The 17732-nt window shown below is 37.3% G+C and carries 19 protein-coding genes; 13 read left to right on the top strand and 6 right to left on the bottom strand.

Going from position 1 to position 17732, the window contains the following annotated elements; translation table 11 throughout:
• Positions 1–82: 82 nt before the first annotated feature.
• The 7 genes from AC3WR0_RS06605 to AC3WR0_RS06575 all read left to right on the top strand — a co-directional run bounded on the left by AC3WR0_RS06605 (position 83) and on the right by AC3WR0_RS06575 (position 4874).
• Complete coding sequence (locus AC3WR0_RS06605; protein WP_492551555.1) at positions 83–619, top strand: redoxin domain-containing protein; 537 nt, start codon at positions 83–85, stop codon at positions 617–619.
• A gap of 199 nt (positions 620–818) precedes the next feature.
• Complete coding sequence (locus AC3WR0_RS06600; RefSeq protein WP_027319564.1) at positions 819–950, top strand: FbpB family small basic protein; 132 nt, start codon at positions 819–821, stop codon at positions 948–950.
• 66 nt (positions 951–1016) lie between these two features.
• Positions 1017–1160, top strand: coding sequence for an acid-soluble spore protein N (locus AC3WR0_RS06595; protein WP_492551554.1), 144 nt, complete (start codon positions 1017–1019; stop codon positions 1158–1160).
• A 135-nt stretch (positions 1161–1295) separates the two neighbouring features.
• Positions 1296–1538, top strand: a complete 243-nt coding sequence (tlp, locus tag AC3WR0_RS06590; protein WP_492551553.1) for a small acid-soluble spore protein Tlp — start codon at positions 1296–1298, stop codon at positions 1536–1538.
• A gap of 252 nt (positions 1539–1790) precedes the next feature.
• The gene (locus AC3WR0_RS06585; protein ID WP_492551552.1) at positions 1791–4139 is read left to right on the top strand and encodes an AAA family ATPase; all 2349 of its coding nucleotides are present in this window, start codon (positions 1791–1793) and stop codon (positions 4137–4139) included.
• Positions 4136–4567: an acyl-CoA thioesterase gene (locus AC3WR0_RS06580; protein WP_492551551.1), complete on the top strand. Its 432-nt coding sequence runs from the start codon at positions 4136–4138 to the stop codon at positions 4565–4567. The genes AC3WR0_RS06585 and AC3WR0_RS06580 overlap by 4 nt, the downstream gene beginning before the upstream one ends.
• 13 nt (positions 4568–4580) lie before the next feature.
• The gene (locus AC3WR0_RS06575) at positions 4581–4874 is read left to right on the top strand and encodes a hypothetical protein (RefSeq protein WP_492551550.1); all 294 of its coding nucleotides are present in this window, start codon (positions 4581–4583) and stop codon (positions 4872–4874) included.
• Positions 4875–5092: 218 nt separating this feature from the next.
• Here AC3WR0_RS06575 and AC3WR0_RS06570 read toward each other — a convergent pair whose 3' ends face one another.
• From AC3WR0_RS06570 to plsY, 5 genes are all read right to left on the bottom strand, one after another.
• The gene (locus AC3WR0_RS06570) at positions 5093–5383 is read right to left on the bottom strand and encodes a HesB/YadR/YfhF family protein (RefSeq protein WP_492551549.1); all 291 of its coding nucleotides are present in this window, start codon (positions 5381–5383) and stop codon (positions 5093–5095) included.
• Positions 5384–5602: 219 nt separating this feature from the next.
• Entirely contained in the window at positions 5603–6751 is a 1149-nt protein-coding gene (locus AC3WR0_RS06565) for a CapA family protein (RefSeq protein WP_492551548.1), read from the bottom strand.
• 438 nt (positions 6752–7189) lie between these two features.
• Entirely contained in the window at positions 7190–7390 is a 201-nt protein-coding gene (locus AC3WR0_RS06560; RefSeq protein WP_492551547.1) for a hypothetical protein, read from the bottom strand.
• A 134-nt stretch (positions 7391–7524) separates the two neighbouring features.
• On the bottom strand, positions 7525–8667 hold the full coding sequence (locus tag AC3WR0_RS06555) for an ATP-binding protein (RefSeq protein WP_492551546.1): 1143 nt from the start codon (positions 8665–8667) through the stop codon (positions 7525–7527).
• A gap of 306 nt (positions 8668–8973) precedes the next feature.
• Positions 8974–9561, bottom strand: coding sequence for a glycerol-3-phosphate 1-O-acyltransferase PlsY (gene plsY, locus AC3WR0_RS06550; protein WP_166026309.1), 588 nt, complete (start codon positions 9559–9561; stop codon positions 8974–8976).
• Positions 9562–9737: 176 nt separating this feature from the next.
• Here plsY and AC3WR0_RS06545 point away from each other — a divergent pair, with 176 nt between their 5' ends.
• The 4 genes from AC3WR0_RS06545 (at position 9738) to AC3WR0_RS06530 (ending at position 14795) form a co-directional block, all read left to right on the top strand.
• Positions 9738–10031, top strand: coding sequence for a DUF3243 domain-containing protein (locus AC3WR0_RS06545; RefSeq protein WP_492551545.1), 294 nt, complete (start codon positions 9738–9740; stop codon positions 10029–10031).
• Between the two features lie 159 nt (positions 10032–10190).
• A complete protein-coding gene (chrA, locus tag AC3WR0_RS06540; protein WP_492551544.1) occupies positions 10191–11381 on the top strand; it encodes a chromate efflux transporter in 1191 nt (396 codons plus the stop codon).
• Positions 11382–11481: 100 nt separating this feature from the next.
• Entirely contained in the window at positions 11482–13218 is a 1737-nt protein-coding gene (locus AC3WR0_RS06535; RefSeq protein ID WP_492551543.1) for a glycosyl hydrolase family 18 protein, read from the top strand.
• Positions 13219–13469: 251 nt separating this feature from the next.
• Positions 13470–14795: a diguanylate cyclase gene (locus AC3WR0_RS06530; RefSeq protein WP_492551542.1), complete on the top strand. Its 1326-nt coding sequence runs from the start codon at positions 13470–13472 to the stop codon at positions 14793–14795.
• A 91-nt stretch (positions 14796–14886) separates the two neighbouring features.
• Here AC3WR0_RS06530 and AC3WR0_RS06525 read toward each other — a convergent pair whose 3' ends face one another.
• Entirely contained in the window at positions 14887–15039 is a 153-nt protein-coding gene (locus AC3WR0_RS06525) for a hypothetical protein (protein WP_492551541.1), read from the bottom strand.
• 280 nt (positions 15040–15319) lie between these two features.
• Between AC3WR0_RS06525 and AC3WR0_RS06520 the strand changes: the two genes are divergently transcribed.
• Entirely contained in the window at positions 15320–16531 is a 1212-nt protein-coding gene (locus tag AC3WR0_RS06520; RefSeq protein WP_492551540.1) for a PAS domain-containing sensor histidine kinase, read from the top strand.
• Positions 16532–17014: 483 nt separating this feature from the next.
• Positions 17015–17428, top strand: coding sequence for a CoA-binding protein (locus AC3WR0_RS06515; protein ID WP_492551539.1), 414 nt, complete (start codon positions 17015–17017; stop codon positions 17426–17428).
• The last annotated feature ends 304 nt before the right edge of the window (positions 17429–17732 follow it).

Raw genomic sequence — 17732 nt, 5'->3', positions numbered from 1 at the left:
GTCACATTTACAGCCTTATTTCTACCTGTATTATAGTGTAAAATCAGTTTAGCAGTATCTTTCTGAAATGAGGAGGACCACTATGATAAAAAAAGTAATAGCGGCTGTTATTTTAATCGTTCTTTTGTCTGTCGCTATCGTGCAGGCCATGGAGAAAAAGGCCGATACACCCGAGGAATCAAAAACATCCACTGCAGAAAGCCAAGGATTAAAAACCGGTGTACAAGCACCTGATTTTGAATTAAAAACATTGACCGGCGAAACAGTTAAACTCTCTGATTTAAAAGGAAAAAAAGTCATGCTTAATTTCTGGGCAACCTGGTGTCCGCCATGTAAAGCTGAAATGCCTGAAATGGAGCAATTTTTTAAAGAAGGTCATAAAGATCTTGAAATATTGGCAGTTAATATTGATCCACAATTGGATGTAAAAGGATTTGCCGATCAAAATGGGATTACTTTCCCGATTCTGTTGGACGAAAAAGATGAAGTGAATGCAAAATATCACATTATCTCTATTCCAACTACTTATTTTATTGACAGTCAAGGCATAATACAGGATAAGTTTACAGGAGCAATGCCATTAGAGGCAATGCAGCAATATACACAGGATTTAAAGTAATAAAGACGATTAACGAAGAACACCAGTTCCGGTGTTCTTTTTATATTTCACAAATAATGCTTTTAAAACACAGGACAAACAGAAATGACATTAAAAGAGGAAAAGTTAAAACACGATTAAATTTTCAAAAAGTTGTAATAATTGCAACCGTTTCCGGGCATAATAACTGTTAGAATAGTGAATAAGGAAGGTGATATACATGAGAAAGCCAAGAAAAAGATCTTTTGCTGAGCTTGTATTAGAAAATAAAAACCAGCTTTTGAAGGATCGTGCTGCTATGGACAGAATCGAGGAACGTTTGGAAGAAAAACGACTTGGTAAAGCAGAATAACTCTCATTGTTTTCCAAACATGATTCCTGCCCCCTCGGGAAAATTATTATAGAGGAGGGATAGGAAATGGGTAATCCAAAAAGAGACAGCAAACATTTTGTTCCCAGCCACCTTGGCACACAGCCGCGAGGATTCAGCGGAAATAATGGGAAAAAGATGAATGATACCTCAGGTAAACACGCTCAGGTTATACAGACCAAAGGCGAATAATTAAAGGACCCGGTCAATTGACCGGGTTTATTTATGTGCTTATAACCTTTTAGTAACATCCACAAATTAGATGTGATAAATTCTATCATCCGAAACAAACTATATTTGTACCAAACCTTCAAGGGAGGAATTTAGATGACCCAATATAATAATAAACCAAAACCAGATGACAGAAGCGATAATGTTGAAAAGCTTCAGTCAATGATTCACGATACCATTGAGAATATGGAAGCAGCTGAAGAATCTCTAGCCTATGCTAATAATGATGAACAGCGAAGTCAGATCGAAGCAAAGAATGAGCGCAGACGAGAAAGCCTTGAGGCTTTCCGGGAAGAAGTTAAAGATGAAGCCAGAGCTTCTGAAAACAATGAGTTTTAATTTTGAATTGGCCTCCAGAAATGGATGGCCTTTTTTTCTGAAATCAAGCCTCATTCGGACAAGGGAAGGTGAAAAAGGCAAGAAGGAGTCTGAATGCCGATCTCTTTTGGATAGGGGATAAAAAAACCGAGCGAGTAATTACTAATTAAGAAATAGGATTATGGTTTTTTTAGGACAAGTTTCTTTTTTAGCCTGCCGTTATTGGTTATGATAAGATATAAACGGAAATTTGGATGAAGAAGTGATGAAAATTTGAATAAACAAAAAGTTAATACAGCTAATTTAAAAGAAATAATAAATGCTTGGGAGCAGCAGCTTGAAACACACAGTAACCTTAAAAACGAGGCCCTCCTATATTCATTAATCGATTCTCTTGATCAGGAAAAAGATAATGAACTTTTAAGCAGACTACTCTCGATAGCGGCTTTTTCACGAATGGAAAAAAAGCCAGGAGATACACTTGCTCTTGGCTGGCTAGAAAGAGCGGTTAAGCTGGATTCGGAAAATAGTAAAGCAAATTCTTTTTTACTTCAATTTGAATGGAAAAAGAAAAGGAAGCTGCTGGATCAGCTAAGTTTTCCTCCTATTAGAGAAACAGACAATCGGACAGCCAAAAAGAAAATCGCCGAGCAATATATACTTATATGCAGAAATTTTTTAGATACTGCCGAAAACGACTTAGAGGAACTTCAGTCCAAGCTCAGAAATACTGTGCATTGGACTAATCCTGATTTAAAAAAGATCTACCAAAACATCGTTTCTCTATTATCCGAGGTTGTCGAGGTTACAGCAGAGCTTTTAAAGGCATCTGAGGAATATGAGGAATCTATCATTGGAGTCTTCCACACTGCTGTTCATGTTCAGGATTTAAAGCTCCACCTTTCTAAGCTGGAGGAAATTCAAAGCCAGTGGGAGGCACTGTTCATAGAAGAGGAGCAGCCTGCTTTAGTTGCCCCAATAGCCCTTGAACAATTAAATCAAATGGTTGGCCTGGCTGCTGTTAAAGAACGTATAAATAGCCTTTATAATTTCCTTAAATACCAAAGACAGCGAAAAAGTCTTGGATTTCAAACAAAGGATGATGTAAGTCTAAATATGGTTTTGACCGGGAACCCCGGAACAGGAAAAACAACTCTCGCCCGTCTGCTGGCCAAAGTATACTTTGAGCTGGGAGTCTTGCCAAGGGAAGAGGTAATTGAGGCTGACCGTTCGCAATTAGTGGGAGCCTTTGTAGGACAAACTGAAGAAAATGTTAGAGCAATCGTTGAAAAGGCTGTGGGCGGAGTACTCTTTATCGATGAGGCATACAGCTTAAAGAGGGAAGGGCAGACTGGTAATGATTATGGCCAGACTGCGATAGATACGCTTGTTTCTCTTATGACAGGCAGGGAATATGGCGGAAAGTTTGCTGTCATTTTAGCGGGATATCCAGATGAAATGAGAACCTTTTTAGATGCTAACCCAGGATTTCGGAGCCGCTTTCCCCATTCTAACTTCATTCATTTGCCTGATTACAGTAATGATGAATTACTTGAAATAGCTGACCAATTTGCCAAAGAAAATGATTATATACTGACTGAAGATGCAAATATTGCGTTATTGCAGAGGCTCGAACAGGAAAGAGTAGACGACACTTTTGGCAATGCGCGAACTGTACGAAATCTAATGCTAAACGCGATTTTTTCCAAAGGATCTAAGAAATCAACAAGTGACAGCAATATAATCCGCTTTACACTTCTAGAAAAAGAAGATTTTTCACGCCCTTCAAATGAAAATTCCGATTCACCTATTGAAGAGTTAAATGGGTTAATTGGCCTCGGAGAACTTAAAGAAGAAGTTAAGTCTCTTATGGCTTTCGTGAAAATGCAGCAATACAGAAGAGAGCATAATCTTCCACCTGTTCCGATACAGCTTCACGCAGTCTTTACCGGAAATCCTGGTACAGGTAAAACATCGGTTGCCAAAATATATGCTGGATTTTTAAAAGAGTATGGAATTCTTAAGCGCGGCCATTTACTTGTTGCGAGCAGAGCGGATTTCGTAGCAGGATATGTTGGCCAGACTGCTTCAAAAACAAAGAAAAAAATCAGGCAAGCACTGGGAGGCGTACTATTTATAGATGAAGCCTACTCACTTCTTAGTCATACGTCGGGGGATTTTGGTAAAGAAGTAATTGATACACTTGTAGATGAAATGACGAAGCATAATGAAAATCTGGTGGTTATACTTGCCGGTTATCCTAAAGAAATGGAAAGTCTGCTCGAAAGCAATCCTGGCCTTAGGTCAAGATTTAAGAAGTTTTTTCACTTTCCTGATTATACCGTTGAGGAGCTTTTTGCCATTATGTCATCTTACGCAGGAAAGTTCCAATATAGGATAACGGAGGAAGCCGAAGCCCTTATTTTTGATACCCTTCAGGATCGCTTTGTTCAAGGGAACGGCCGGTTTGCTGCTAACCTCGTTGATGGAATGATCCAGGCCCAGGCTATGCGGCTGATGAATAGCGGCTCTCTGGATGGAATGGATGAAAAAGCAGGATTATTAGAAAAAGAAGATGCAGAAAAAGCGCTGCACAAAGCGGAAAAAGGGGATAGCTTATGATAGTAGGAACAAAGGAAATAGAGGTACGATATGCGGAAACCGACCAAATGGGAGTAGTTTATCATGCGAATTATTTGATTTGGATGGAGCTGGGAAGAACAAGCTTTATAGAGAAACTGGGATTTAATTATGCTGCAATGGAGCGTGATGGCATCATTTCTCCTGTCATTGATATTCAGGCCTCCTATAAAAAACCTGTGAGATATGGAGAAAAAGCTACAGTAAAAACCTGGGTTGAGGAGTACGATGGACTTCGAGTAACTTATGGATATGAAATCCTGACAGAATCAGGTGAAATAGCTTTGCTTGGTAATTCTAAACATGTATGTGTTAAAAAGGATAGCTTCAGACCCATATCCCTTAAACGATTATTTCCTGAATGGCATGAAGCTTATGAAAATGCCAAAAAACAGCATACTGCAGAATAAAGGAAGATTCTAAATGGCCTTCGGAATTAAAAAAGAAGAAGTTAGGGAATGGAAGAGAAAGATAGATGAAGGTGAAATTGCCTTTTTAACACATTATTGGCTGGATGACCGGTTTCCAGACTGTAAGTCAGTAACAAAAGCAGGCTGCGCCAATCTAACACAGCTTGCCGAATGGGGTAAAAAGTATGGGCTTAAAAAGGAATGGATTCATATTAGAAAAGATGGATATTCCCATTTTGACCTGCTTGGAGATAAACAAAAGGAAGTCTTGGTTCAGGAAGGATTTTCTGATCAGCTATTACAATAAAAGAGGCGGCATAATTGCCGTCTCTTTTAATACTATCTATGCACCAAGAAAATTCTCATCACTGATAAGCTTCTTGGAGTATCTTTCATTAAGTAAGTATGACGGTTAGGCGGTATTTGGTGCAGTAAATCCTCATCCTAGGACGTCAATTTCAAAGAAGTGACATGGGGTGATGTTTCTCGAGCGGCTGCTTCACTGAAAAGGTGCTTACCCTTTTCTTATTTATCATAATTAAATACTGGTTCGTCAGCCTGCTCATGGAAGGAAACAGATAAATCATGTCCATCAAAGTACCAAACATCTTTTTCTTCTATATAAAAAGTAATACCATCTTTTTCTGTTTTCACTGCCGCATCAGTTGGCTCTTCTGTAGAGATTCCAAGCGAAAAACCGCTTTGAACTGTACTGCAGCCGCCATAACGAACATAGAAACGAACAAAGTCCCCAAGTTTTAAATCCATTTCTCTTTTATACCACGCTGCTGCCTGATCGTTTATTATAATATTCATTCCAATCTCCTTCCGCATTCCAAGGTGTTAAAATCTTAGTATATGTTATTCATTATAAAAGAACTTGAAGAAAGAATCGAGAAAGGAGCTTTTATGGGGTTTTATAGGGTGAATCAAAAGGAGAATATTTTTTATTAAGAAGGGGAATGGTAGGGTATAAAGGAGTTTCGATAGTTTATAAAAAACACCCGGCCTGAAGCCGAGTATTTTTAAAAACTATTATTTAAGCCACTGAGTCATAAACTTCTCAATTTCGATATTTTTGGCAGCCGCTTCCGAAAAACCGTAACTTCCTGCCTGCTGAAGTGGAACGACCCTGTAGTTTTTGAGATGCTGCTGAGCAACAAAGGTTGGCTGGAATACGGGATTTGAAAGCTGAATCCTCTTACCATTGTGATCAACACTTTTTGTGATTTCGATTGAAGCCATTCCTCCAATATCCTTATAATCTCTCATCTGGCCGGAAATAAAATTCCCCAGTGAATAGACTGTCAGTACTTGGCGTCCGTCTTTAGCTTTGATCCACTCCATTGGTTGCAGTACATGTGGGTGGGAACCAAAAATGACATCTGCTCCCTGATCTGCGAGGAAGCGGGCAAGTTCCTTTTGATCTTCCGTAGGGTATCTTTGATATTCATTTCCCCAGTGAATACTCATAATAACGACATCAGCTTGTAATCTGGCACGGTGGATTTCTTCACTCATTTGTTCTCTGTTAATGATATTAACCAAATAGTCTTTACCAAAGGGAACAGGAATCCCGTTTGTACCATAGGTATAGGACAAGAAGGCTGTTTTGATACCTTTTTTATTAATAATCCTCAAGGCATCCTGATCCTTCTTATCTATAAAACTTCCAACATGAGGAAGACCTATGCTGTCTAAATAGTTAGTTTCAGAAGAAATTCCTTTTTCTCCTTTATCGAGCGCATGGTTATTTGCCGTAGAAACTATATCAACACCAGCATTGACTAATGCATTCGCCACTTCATGAGGGCTATTAAACATTGGGTAGCTGGAAAGACCCATTTCTGTGCCTCCCAGAGTGCTTTCCTGGTTGGCAGTTAATATATCCGGTGTTTCCATCATTCCTTTAACAGGCTGAAAAATAGGATTAAAATCATACTGATTTCCTTTATCGGCATCTTGATAAACCCAGTCATGAATTAGTATGTCTCCAATGGCGGCAACCGTGATTTTTTCAGTAATTGTTTTTCCCTCCAGACTATAAGTCCGCGGGGAGAGTTTTGTTGATGCATACTCTTTGGTCTTTGCTTCTGCCTTGTGATACTGTTTAAACAGTAAAGAGGATGAAATAGCAAAGCAGGCCAAAAGAATAAAGAGGGAATAAGCGGTTAATTTTTTCATCTTCATCTCCTAAAAATACATTTTTTTCATGTTTAGGACAAAATATGCTATATATCCATTATGCAATTCAATTGGATTATTTGAAATAGTTTTTTTTTGGAAAAGAAGGAGGAGTTTCTATGTTTAAATTGTCGGGGAAGGCACAGGAAATGTTAAAGAGTGCCGTTAATAGAGAAAAGAAACCAGAGGATGAACAGCTGTTTGTCCGATTAACCATGGGAATTGGCTGAGGCGGCCCAAAATTAAATCTGTCTCTGGAAGAGCAGAAACTGCAAAATGATCAGCTATATGAATTCGATGATTTAAATATCTTAATCCATGAAAAGGATCATGTATATTTCAATAATACTAAGCTGGATTATATAAAAGATGTTTTTGGAAATGGGAATTTTCAATTGTTAAGAATATAAAAAAAGCGGATTCCTTGGGAGTCCGCTTTTATGCTGTTTCTAACGTATTGTCTTCTTCCATCTCGTCCAAAAACGCTAATAGTTCATCAAAATTATCAATCACTTTTACGGGAGATCCACTACATTCCAATCCTTCTGAATACTGATAAAATTCTACTCTGAACTCATCTTTTGATTCTGTACCCGAAGCTAAAACAGCGTATACCAAAGCATTCTTATCCAATGGCATATTAAAGATCTCCTTCCAAATTAGGACTTACCTTTATTTTACATGATCTTGCTCCTTCATGAATGTGTTACTTTTGACTATAAGGTGACAAGAAATGCAATTAAATGCCTTATCAAAAAACATTACAGGCTAAATTAAGCCCCTTCATGAGATAATCTCATTTCCTTTGAAAAGAGAATAGATGGAAAGCAAAGTTTAAATATTGTACCAGTACCTGGCATGCTGTCAACTTGAATGGTTCCGCCGTTTTCTTCAATAATTTTCTTACAAACACTTAGACCGATTCCGGTTCCTTTTTCCTTCGTTGTATAAAAGGGAAGGAAAAGATTTTTTATTGTTTCTGGAGACATACCAGAACCATTATCCTTTATACTAATTATCGCAATATCCTTGGTTACTCTTGTCAGAAGTACAATGGATCTTTCCGCAGCGGTCCCCGTTGATTCTTCAAATGCTTCCATGCTGTTTTTTATCATATTTATCAATACCTGTTTTAACTGGTTGGTATCTATTTCTAGATTAATGTCTTCCACATCTAGAATCGTCTGGATATGTATATTTCTCAGGATGGCCTCACTCTCATAAAGCATAGCAATATCCTTAACAAGGTGATTTACCGACCGTTTATGTCTTGCTTCGACTTCAGGCTTAGCCGCGTTTAAAAACTCAAAGATAATGCTGTTAGCTCTATTAATTTCCTCCAGGGCAATATCCGCATATTGTTCTTTGCCAATTTCTTTTAAATAGGGTTTTAATAGCTGAATAAAGCCTTTTACTGTTGTAAGTGGATTTCTAATTTCATGCGCTATGCCTGCGGCCAGATTTTCAATATTATCCCGCCGTTCAGCCTTTATAGCAGCTTCTTTTAAAATCTCCACACTTTTTTCAAGGTATTCTTTCTTATCTGCAAGCTCTAGATTATATTGTTTTAATTTTTGTTCAATCCTGTCCATCATCTCCTGCAATTCCGCCAATTCAGTACTAATTGGAAGGCAGTAAAGATGAAGGCTCCCAGAAGGGTCCTTTGCCTTATAAATCTGATAAAAACGTTTCTGGTTTTTTTCGTTCATTGGAACCTCAATTGATGTAATATCATCCTCTGATAATAAGAATTGAATAGTATCTTCTTGAAATTGGAGATCAATTAATTGAATAAAATCCTCGGTTCCCGGAAAAACTTCCAGTGCTTTTTGGGAGGAAGCCTTAAACTCCATCGTTTTATTAAAAATAAAATATGGAAAAGGCACTTCTTTTATAAATAAACCATTCAAATCCATCCATTCCCATCCTTTAAAGAAAAATAAAAGTCTTCGGTTCATTTTATTTTAATTGAGTGTCAATCATTCCGGATTCTGTATTATTTAAGGTTAAAAACTCAGATACTATTATAATATCAAACATTCACTAAAGTTTACAATGTCTTACAATTTGTGAAAAAACAACTAAAAAGGAGGGATTACGGCAGGAAAAGACATTAATATAAAAAACTCGGAGAGACTAGGAATGGTATAGAGGCTAAAAATTTCATAAAGGGAAAGCGCAGCTTTACGTAAAAATGGCTTTAAAGAAACCAAAAGGTTTCTTTAAAGCCGTTTTATTTTGGGTTCAGTTTTATTAATAATTCGTTTAATGTTAGCTCTATGACGGTAAAAGACAAACAAAGCCAATAGTGAAACAACGATTATAAGGGGGATATCCCTATTCACAAAAATGGCAAACAATAAAGCCGTCAAGGCTGCCACCATGGAAGAAAGAGAAACATACTTTGTAAGGTATAAAGATAGAATAAAAACAACCAGAACGGTTATAAATAGAGCAGGTGCACAAAAAAGGAGAATCCCTCCTGATGTGGCTACTGCTTTACCACCTCTAAACCCTGCAAAAATGGGATACATATGTCCCACTACAGCAATGATCCCCGCAAAGAGAGGATTTAAATCGGAATGAAATATGACTGGCAAGGCTGCCGCCAGTGTTCCTTTTAAAATGTCAGCAAGAGTAACTGCTATACCTGCCTTTTTCCCAAGAGTTCGGAATGAGTTTGTCCCTCCAAGATTTCCGCTCCCATGCTCGCGAATATCGATCCCGTAAAAAACTTTTCCAATAATCAGTCCGGAAGGTATTGAACCGAGCAAATAGGCCAGGATCACGATTATGATTGTTATTGCCATTAAAAATTTCCCCTTCTTTAATTAGATCCAGTGCTTTTATTGTACCATTTATTTATGAAAACGCCATCCCACCTTTTAAAATCACATAGCACATTCGATGTGCTAACAGAAGTTTATTTATCCTGTCACGGGGAATCGTATAGGGAATTATTCAAAATTCTAAAGGAGTGATAAAGATGGACAAGCAATTAAATGAAGGCAAGTTACAAAACGAAGTGAATAAAAATGAAGAGGTTATGTCTAACTTCGATGAGTTTAAAAGCTTTTTGCAAGGAAAAGTAGAAATGGGAGAAAAAATAGGAATGGGTGAGGAACAGCTTGCAAAGGCTGCTGAAAAGGTAGCCGGTTTCCTTGCTGAAAAGCAATCTCCAAAGAATAGTGAAGAACGATTATTACAGGAACTTTGGAAGGTTGGAACTGAAGATGAGAGACATAAACTGGCTCATATGCTAGTCAAATTTGTGCAATAAGAAATTCTCTATTAATTTTGTGGAGATAAATAAAACGGATGAAAAATTAAAATGGTTCCTTCGGGAGCCATTTTTTATTTTTCAAGTACATTATTTTTTTTTAAAAATGAATTATAATTTAAATGATATTAATCAAACTCGAAATGGAGGTTTTCATTCGTGTCTGGCATTTCTGCCGAAAAATCAAAAATACATAGATTAAGTGAGCTTTTTCTTGTTTCCTTAAAGCTAGGGCTGTTCTCATTTGGCGGACCATCAGCCCATATTGGGTACTTTCATAATGAATACGTAAAAAAGAAAAGATGGCTTGATGAAAAAGCTTTTGCCGATTTAGTTGCACTGTGTCAATTCCTTCCCGGACCGGCCAGCAGCCAGGTTGGAATGGGAATTGGAATGATGAGGGCAGGTGTAATAGGCGGTTTGGCATCTTTTTTGGGATTTACCCTTCCTTCTTCAATTTTACTTGTCTTATTTGCTATATTTCTTAAGGGGTTAGATATTAGCAGTCAGGGCTGGCTTCACGGATTAAAAATTGTTGCGGTAGTGATAGTCCTTCAGGCAGTACTTGATATGGGAAGAAAACTGGCAAACCAGAAGATAACAGCCACTATAGCGCTGCTTTCTGCTGCGGCTGTTCTCATTTGGAATCAAAGCTCTGTGCAAATATTGGTGATTTTAATAGCTTCTGGATTTGGCTGGTTGTTTTTAAAAAAGAAACCTGAAAATATGGTAACTGCATTTTCGATTGATATAAACAGAAAAACATCCATAATTGCTCTTTTTCTTTTCTCATTATTATTAGCATTACTGCCCCTTTTAAGCTATTACAATGGTTCTGTTAGTCTTCAATTATTTGATAAATTCTTTAGAAGCGGTGCTCTTGTATTTGGAGGAGGCCATGTTGTGCTGCCATTACTAGAAAAAGAGTTTGTGCCTCAAGGATGGTTAAGCAAGGAATCATTTTTAGCAGGCTATGCCGCTGCTCAAGCTGTACCAGGACCTTTGTTTACCTTTTCGTCTTATCTCGGAGCAGCGATAGGTGGATGGAAGGCTGCTCTAACGGCTACTATAGCCATTTTTTTGCCTGCATTTCTGTTAATTGCCGGTACTCTTCCTTTTTGGGAGAAATTAAGACAAAAACCAGCTGTATCAGGTATGCTTGCAGGTGTGAATGCAGCAGTGGTGGGGATATTGCTGGCAGCTTTATATAATCCTATTTTTACAAGTGCTATTCAATCAGGGAAAGAGTTTGCGATCGGTTGTATTTTATTTGGGGTATCTTCTTACTGGAAAGCTTCTCCGTGGATCATTGTTCTCTTAGGGGCAGCTGCTGGATATCTATTTTTGTAACAGGAATCTCTAAATTTGAGGTTCCTTTTTTCTTTTTAATTCCAAAATGCCTTTTCATTTCCATGGGTTTTTTATACAGTAGAATGAAGGGGGAAATTGAATGGCTCGAATAGAATATCACAAACAGAAAACACCAGCATTTAAATGGATAATTGGCTGTACTTTAGTCCTTTTATTTTTAACATCATCTATTATTCTTCTTATTTCGTACCCTTTTGCCTCAAACGAAAGGAAATCCTATTTTCAAGGCAGCAATTCAATCATTTATCACGGGAGTACCAAAGGAAATGCTCTATTTTCAGCAAAGGAACTTTATCTGCCTTTTGATTTTTTTAAAAAATACCTCGATCCTAATTTGGTATATGACGGAAAATCAAAGTCTGTCATTTTAACGACTAAAGATAAGGTCTTGCAAATGCCTGAAAATTCACTTGTTTATTTTAATAATAGGAAGCCGGTAAATTTGCCCTTTCCATCTGTATTATCAAAAGAGGGGAAGTTATATTTAGCTGCTGATTCCTTAGCAGACTATTATGCAATCCAATATCGAAAGCTTCCCAAAAGTGGTGCAATCCTTATTGAGAAAAATGGGGACAGCTACTTTAAGGGCAAAATTGAAAAAAATAAAATAAAAAAAGCAAAGTTAAGACTTAGGACTGGTCCGGGTTTGGATTTTCCTTATACAGGTGAAACTGTTCTTGGAGAGCCCGTCCGAATCGAAAAGGAATTAAAAGATTATTATTTTGTCAGAAAAGAAGATGGGTCCGCAGGATATATAAATAAGGATTATGTGCATAGAGGCGAAAAAGTAGAGATTGCCATAAGCCAACAGGTGGAAAATAAGCCTCTTCCTCTATTAAAAAGTCCTATACAATTAACCTGGGAGGCTGTTTACAGTAAAACACCTGACTTTTCAAAGACTTCTCCGATGCCTGGAGTCAATGTCATCTCACCAACCTGGTTTTCTCTTACAGAAGCGGATGGAACCATTAGAAACCTTGCTTCTCTTCCGTATAGCCAGCAGGCAAAAGCAAAGGGGTATAAAATCTGGGGGTTATTTTCAAATGGATTTAATCCAGAGCTTACACATGAAGCGTTTAAAGACTTTAGTATACGAGATAAAATAATTCAGCAGCTTGTAGCTTTTACGCAAAAGTATCAGCTGGACGGTGTTAATTTTGATATTGAAAATGTCGATCCTAAGGATGGTCCGCTTGTCACACAATTTATGAGAGAAGCTGTACCTTATCTTCATGCTGAGGGCAAAACTGTTTCCATGGATATTACATTTGCTGTAGGATACAGTAACTGGTCCTCATTTTATGAAAGAGACAAACTGTCACAGGTTGCTGATTACCTAATTGTCATGGCATATGATGAGCATACAGGAAAATCAACCGGAGCAGGCAGTGTTGCTAGTTTTCCGTGGGTTGAAGACAATCTTCAAAATCTATTAAAACAAGTCCCAGAAGAAAAATTAATACTCGGTGTTCCGCTTTATACAAGACTTTGGAAGGAAGCGGTAATGGAAGACGGAAGCACTGAGCTTTCTGTACAGGCATTATCCATGGATAAAGTAAAGGCTTGGATAAAAGAAAAAAAACTAGTTCCTAAATACGATAGTGATAGCGGACAAAATTATGCAGAGTACCTCGATCCTATTGAAAAAGCCACTTATAGAGTGTGGATAGAAGACGAACTATCCCTTAAAAAGCGTGCTGATTTAGTGAGTAAATATAAACTTGCGGGACTAGGCAGCTGGTCACGTTACTTTGCAGATCAGTCGGCATGGATAGCGTTGCAGTTAAACTCAGAAAAGGAAGTAAGTAAAAAATAACGCTTTTAAATAGTAACATAAGCTATATTGAAATAAGTTTGATAGTGATTAATGTTTTTCGGTGTATTTAAAAAAGGACAAAAAAAGTCGAATTTATTACAAAAATGCGGATAGTTTTCAAACTATTGGTGCAATTTATTGAAGAAGCAGCTATATGTCAATATAATTTAATTTAATAAGACAAAAGTGAAACCGGCCATTGTCCTTATTGGCCGGTTTTTTCATAACTAGATTTTTGAAAGGGGAGGACCATGCCAAAACCCCCTGGGCAATTAGCGAAATACAAATTTCATAATGTCAGAGTCCTTTATGTTGAAGATGAAGCAGAGTCAAGGGAAAAACTTCTTCGGGTTCTTAACCGCCGCTTTTCTGATATTCATGTTGCTCTTGATGGTGAGGAAGGATATGAGCTTTATCACCGGCTGTTACCTGATTTGATCATAACAGATATTAAGATGAACCAGCTTAGTGGGCTGAATATGATCGAGAAAATTCGGGAACACAGCGATAAGGTTCAAATTATTGTTACGACTGCAGATGATGATAATGAATTTTTTATTCAGTCCATAGAAAACAAAGTAAACCATTTCATCCTTAAGCCCATTGATTTGAATAAATTTCATCAGGCTATCCAAAAGTCTGTTTACGAGGTACAGCTTGAAAAGGAGCTGGAAAAACAAAAGAAACTTACCAGAGCCATACTTGATTTTCAGGAAAACCTTATATTTGTTGTCGAGAATAATTCAATTGTTGAGTACAATCATGCGTTTTCCAATTTTACAGGATACAAAAAGGAAAATCCCTGCCCAAAGGCTGGCTCACTCATATCTCTATTTTCTGAGGAAGACGTATATTATTATCCTGATACTAAAGAGGAATGGATTGAAGAATTCCTAACTAAGGAGAAGGGGACAGCGAAGGTAAGCTGGAGAGGAAAAAATGGGAGGAAGGCTGTATTTATTTTAAAAGCAGCGGAAATTACACAGCAGGGACGGATATTATTCGTTTGCACAGATATTACCGAGTTAGAAAAAGAGAGTAAAAAAAATGCTCTTCTACCAATGATAGATCCTTTAACAAATATATTTAATCGCCTCAAATTCGATGAAATTTTCACCTCGGAAATTAGAAGAGCTGAAAGGTACGGACATACCTTTTCCATTATTATGTTTGATATTGATTTCTTCAAAAGAGTTAACGACCAGTACGGGCACCAAAGAGGAGATGAAGTTTTAACGACTCTTTCCACCATTGTCCAACAAAGAATCCGAGAATGTGATATTCTTGCACGCTGGGGAGGTGAAGAATTTATATTGCTAGTACCGGAAACAGATTCAATAGGAGCAGCTCAATTGGCGGAATCCATTCGAATACTTATTCAGGATTTCCCATTTAATGAAGAAGGGCAGATAACCTGCAGTTTTGGCATCTCAGAATTTACAAGTAACAAAACCAAATCACAGCTTCTTAGACAGGCAGATCAAGCTCTTTATGAATCAAAGAAAAGAGGCCGTAATTGTATTACCTTGTATGAGGAAACAATTCAAAAAGTGCAAGAATGTGCAAGTTCTAAATAAGGATTTTATTTTAAAAGCAACACCATCTCCTCCTTTTTCATATTGAAATGGCTTAGGAAAGACCTGCTTAATGAAAGGTTATTTAAAAGGGTCACTGGTATATAGAAAGATTCATCGGAATTATTCTGATGTTTGCAGGATTGGACCCTTTGGATTTATTAACCTGCGTCACCTTGATAATGGTTTTTGCTGCACTTGATGGCGGTTTACCGGCAGCCATTTTATCTGATTTTCTCACTTCCACTGTAGACTTCTTCTTTTTAGTTTTCATTCATCTTCAATAATTGCCGACATAGGCATACTATTATTCGGGATTAGTAAACAGTTTGTCAGTTTGAAAAAAAGGTCTATTTCTTTAAATTATGACAGTTGAACCGATTTAGCATGATGATGGTCATTGTAGCTCTTATTTCTAATCTGTGGAAAAAATACTGCTGAAAGTGCTTGCTATCATAAAACTAGTCAATCTTTATTGGTTACTTTGTTTTTTTATCTCCCAATATATTTTTAAGGGCAGTGAGCCTATGATCAAATTAAAAGCAGGCGAAAGTAATTTTAAGGAAATTGCAGAAAGGTACCAAATAGTTGTCAGTAATATAAAGGAAGCTATTATCCAGCTTGATCCTTATGGCAATATCCTTTTTATTAATAACTCATGGATGAATCTTACAGGTTTTAATGTTGAAGATAGTTTGGGCACATGCATCCTGGATTATATAATACCTGCCGAGCTCAAGGGAATAAGCAGCAGCGTGATGACAAAAGTCCTTACCGGGGAGTTTTATTTTGTTACTCAAAGCTTAAATACAAAAATTGTGGAATTTTCACTTAAACCAATTTTTAATGGAGAGGGAGCAATGGACGGATATACGGGTTCAATTACAGATGTCACTGAACGGAAACAGCAAGAAACACTTTTTAAAGCGGGAAAAACCTTTGCCGAGACCCTCAATCGTGATCTGGAAAAGCGGATTCATGAGGAGGTTGCAAAAAACAGAGAGAAGGATCACATTCTTATTCAGCAATCCCGACTGGCCGCAATGGGAGAAATGATTGCGAGCATTGGACACCAGTGGAGACAGCCCTTGAATAATCTTTCTCTTCTTATTCAGGATGTTAGAGAGGCAAGAGAATTTGGTGAAATTGATGACCATTATATTGACCAATTCACACGGGAAAGTATGATCCAAATCAAACATATGTCTCAAACTATAAATGATTTCCGAAGGTTTTACCGGCCAAATAAAGAAAAAATGAGATTTTCACTTGCAGAGTCGATTGAAGATGCTTTATCTATTTTCTCATCCAGCTTAAAAAGCCATTATATTCATGTGGAATTTGAATACCGCGGCAGTCAGATGGCCTATGGGTACCCAAATGAATTCAGCCAGGTGGTCCTAAATATACTTACGAATGCTCGTGATGCTTTTGTCCATAAAGGGATCTCTGACCGGTGTATCAAAATAAGGATAATTGAAAATGCTGATACTCTTGAAGCTGTATTTGCAGACAATGCTGGCGGTATAGCCGAAAATCATTTAAATAAAATTTTTGATCCTTATTTCACAACTAGACCTCACGGAACTGGGCTTGGCCTTTATATGGCCAGAATGATTCTCGAGAATATGGATGGAACTGCAACCGTCGTGGCGTATGATAATGGAGCGAATTTTTCTCTTGTTGTACCCAGAGTTTCAACATTTTTAAAACCAAAGCCGGAGCCGTTGCTTTTATAGCAAACATTTTTTAGGAAGCTGTTTAAATGGCTTCCTTTTTATTTTTGCCTTTGTTGAAAAAATATTGTTGTTAGTAAGGAGCGTAATCTCTTTATTAAAAAAAATGGCTATACACTGAATTAACTATGGATATCTGTTGTTTTTTTTACTTGTGCCTATTTTTGTGTAGGTGTAAGTCCCTTTGCCTATTGACTCTGTTTCATGGCTCGCATTTCCGCCGGTGCTGAATACCTCGTTCCCCTTTAAACTAAGGAAAGAATCCAGGGATTTACATCGTACAAAATTATGCGTAAGTATACTTTCTGATTTTCGAGGAGTCCGGCACCTTCTACCATAAGCTTTAACACAGCCAAATAAATAATAGCATAAGTAATGAGAACCTACTCAAAAAATTACTTTAAACTTAGTTTATGATTTTTTTCTTGAAAACAGGTAGAATAAATATAATGCTTTAATCTACAAGCTTTATAAGGAGGAACTGGTATGTCGATGGAAATCCCTTCAAGGGCTGAATTAGGAGAAATTCTAAACAAAGCAAAGCGGATTGCTGTAGTAGGACTTAGTGACAATCCGGCTAAAACATCCTATATGGTTTCAGAGGTTATGCAAAAAGCCGGTTATGAGATTATACCTGTAAATCCTACTATTAAAGAGGCACTCGGCGTCAAAGCTGTACCGACTTTAAAAGACATTGAAGGCCATGTTGATATCGTAAATGTCTTCCGCCGTTCCGAACAATTAATGGAGGTTGCCATGGAATTCGCTCAAGTAGACGCAGATGTTTACTGGGCACAGCTGGGACTTGCTAACGAAGAAGCTTACAATTTTTTAAAGGAAAAAGGATATACGGTTGTAATGGATCGTTGTATTAAAGTAGAGTATGCTCTGACTAGATAAATAAGTTGAGTGGCATGAGATTTTCCTTCTCATGCTTTTTTATTTGGCAAAAATGAATTTTATTTAGAAAATCTGCAAATATTGCAAAGAACAAAGGATATTCTGCCTCATGTTTTGTTGTTTTCTAAAGCTTTTAATTGTATGGATTAAAAACCGATTAAGAAGTTCATCATACCTGCTTGATTATTTAAAAAACGCCCTTATCAAGCCATTTATCGATATTACAAAATTAAGTTGTTTTACAAGAACCCTTTGCCAAATCGAAATAAATCGATACAATAGAGCATAGAGCTTGTCGAACTTA

This window comes from Neobacillus sp. FW104-15D2 (assembly GCF_058790155.1).
Note: the sequence above shows the minus strand (reverse complement) of the source record. Positions and strands in the feature narration are given on the sequence as shown.

Bases quoted from the DNA above. Each gene is read 5' to 3' on its own strand.
- AC3WR0_RS06600 (WP_027319564.1), top strand. From the start codon at position 819: ATGAGAAAGCCAAGAAAAAGATCTTTTGCTGAGCTTGTATTAGAAAAT.
- AC3WR0_RS06515 (WP_492551539.1), top strand. From the start codon at position 17,015: ATGTCGATGGAAATCCCTTCAAGGGCTGAATTAGGAGAAATTCTAAAC.
- AC3WR0_RS06560 (WP_492551547.1), bottom strand. From the start codon at position 7,390: ATGCCATTGGATAAGAATGCTTTGGTATACGCTGTTTTAGCTTCGGGT.
- AC3WR0_RS06530 (WP_492551542.1), top strand. From the start codon at position 13,470: ATGCCAAAACCCCCTGGGCAATTAGCGAAATACAAATTTCATAATGTC.
- AC3WR0_RS06595 (WP_492551554.1), top strand. From the start codon at position 1,017: ATGGGTAATCCAAAAAGAGACAGCAAACATTTTGTTCCCAGCCACCTT.
- AC3WR0_RS06520 (WP_492551540.1), top strand. From the start codon at position 15,320: ATGATCAAATTAAAAGCAGGCGAAAGTAATTTTAAGGAAATTGCAGAA.
- AC3WR0_RS06580 (WP_492551551.1), top strand. From the start codon at position 4,136: ATGATAGTAGGAACAAAGGAAATAGAGGTACGATATGCGGAAACCGAC.
- AC3WR0_RS06535 (WP_492551543.1), top strand. From the start codon at position 11,482: ATGGCTCGAATAGAATATCACAAACAGAAAACACCAGCATTTAAATGG.
- AC3WR0_RS06575 (WP_492551550.1), top strand. From the start codon at position 4,581: ATGGCCTTCGGAATTAAAAAAGAAGAAGTTAGGGAATGGAAGAGAAAG.
- AC3WR0_RS06555 (WP_492551546.1), bottom strand. From the start codon at position 8,667: ATGGATTTGAATGGTTTATTTATAAAAGAAGTGCCTTTTCCATATTTT.
- AC3WR0_RS06605 (WP_492551555.1), top strand. From the start codon at position 83: ATGATAAAAAAAGTAATAGCGGCTGTTATTTTAATCGTTCTTTTGTCT.
- AC3WR0_RS06565 (WP_492551548.1), bottom strand. From the start codon at position 6,751: ATGAAAAAATTAACCGCTTATTCCCTCTTTATTCTTTTGGCCTGCTTT.
- plsY (WP_166026309.1), bottom strand. From the start codon at position 9,561: ATGGCAATAACAATCATAATCGTGATCCTGGCCTATTTGCTCGGTTCA.
- tlp (WP_492551553.1), top strand. From the start codon at position 1,296: ATGACCCAATATAATAATAAACCAAAACCAGATGACAGAAGCGATAAT.
- AC3WR0_RS06570 (WP_492551549.1), bottom strand. From the start codon at position 5,383: ATGAATATTATAATAAACGATCAGGCAGCAGCGTGGTATAAAAGAGAA.
- AC3WR0_RS06545 (WP_492551545.1), top strand. From the start codon at position 9,738: ATGGACAAGCAATTAAATGAAGGCAAGTTACAAAACGAAGTGAATAAA.